Source organism: Albidovulum sp. (assembly GCF_049646345.1).
Taxonomy (GTDB): Bacteria; Pseudomonadota; Alphaproteobacteria; order Rhodobacterales; family Rhodobacteraceae; genus Albidovulum.
Genome location: NZ_JBARVQ010000765.1, coordinates 1 through 1,572 on the forward strand (window position 1 = coordinate 1; position 1,572 = coordinate 1,572).

General features: G+C 62.5%; 1 protein-coding gene. It reads left to right on the plus strand.

From position 1 onward, the window contains the following. Window positions 1-1,416: aminomethyltransferase family protein (locus WBB85_RS20145; protein WP_432640372.1), on the plus strand; the 1,416-nt coding region annotated here is incomplete at its 5' end. Window positions 1,417-1,572: the final 156 nt, after the last annotated feature.

Here is a 1,572-nt window from a genome sequence, read left to right on the forward strand (position 1 = left end):
GGTCTGAACTCGCTCGGTATTCTTTCGGGTGGCGGTGTCGGTGCGTTACTGGCCGAAGAGATCGTGCACGGCAATGCCAACCAGGACATGACCGGGCTGACCCCTGCGCGCCTGGGCCCGCATGAGACCGTGCGCCACTATTTGCTTGGCCGCCTGCCGGATGCGCTGGCTTACAGCTTTACCAATGCATCGCTCCCGAACTTCAAGCACAAGAAGGCCCGCGGCGCGCGGCGCTTGCCCCTGCATGACCGCTACGCCGATAAGGGCGCGTATTTCGTCGCGTTGTCGGGCTGGGAAATGCCTTACTGGTTCGCGCCAGAGGGTCCGAAGCCCGAGGTGAAATACGAGTTCGGCCGGCAGGACTGGTTCCACCTATCCGCTGCCGAACACAGGGCGACCCGCGAAAGCGTCGGGCTGTTCGACAAGACCTTCATGGGCAAATTCGTGGTGCAGGGGCGCGACGCCGAAACGGTGCTGAACCGGGTCAGCGCCAACTCGGTCTCGGTGCCCATCGGCACAAACATCTATACCCAGTGGCTGAACGCGCAGGGCGGCATCATCTCGGACCTGACAATCACCCGGACGGGCGAGGACGAATTCCTGCTGGTCACCGGCGACGTGCTGCAACGGATCACGCCTTCCTGGCTGAAACGGCATACCGGACCGGACGAATTCTGCGCCGTCACCGACGTGACTTCGGCCTATACGATCCTGTCGCTGCAAGGCCCCCGCTCGCGCGAGGTGCTGGCCGCGATCACGGGCGCCGACCTTTCGTCCAAGGCGCTGCCCTTCCGCGGCTCGACCTTCGTCGAGATCGGTTATGCCCGCATCCGCATCGTCCGCGTCACCTATATGGGCGAGTTGGGGTACGAACTTTACATACCGTCCGAGCAGAGCCTCAATGTCTATGACGCACTGGTGGCAGGGATCGAGGCGCAAGGCATGTCCTGCACCCATTGCGGGCTGATGGCACTGGAAAGTCTGCGTCTGGAAAAGGGCTACCGCGACTTCGGTGTCGATATCGACAACACCGACACGCCGCTGGAAATGGGCCTCGGCTTCGTCGTCGACATGGGCAAGGAATTCATCGGCCGCGACCGTCTGGCCGCGCAGAAGGCTGCCGGGCCCCTGCCGAAACGACTTGTCGCGCTAATGCTCGACGATCCGGAACCGCTGCTGCTGGGGTCAGAGCCGCTTTTCGCCGATGGCGCGCCGGTGGGCTATGTCCGCGCCGGAGCCTTTGGCCACACGCTGGGTGTCTCGGTGGGGCTTGCCATTGTCGAACATGCGGACGGCGTGACTGCCGATTACCTGAAGTCGAAAACCTTCGAGGTCGAGGTAAACAACCATCGCGTTACGGCAAGACTGTCGTTCGCGCCCTTCTACGATCCGAAAAGCGAACGCGTGCGCGCATGACCAGTCGTCAGGACGGCACAAGGGCCAAGGGGAGGGCCTGACCACATGAACGAAGCAATCGGCATCCGCGATGTCAGCAAGGTGTTCGGCCAGGGCGATTCCGCCTTCACCGCCGTTGCCAAGGTCAGCATCAGCATTCGCGAAAACGAGTTCTTT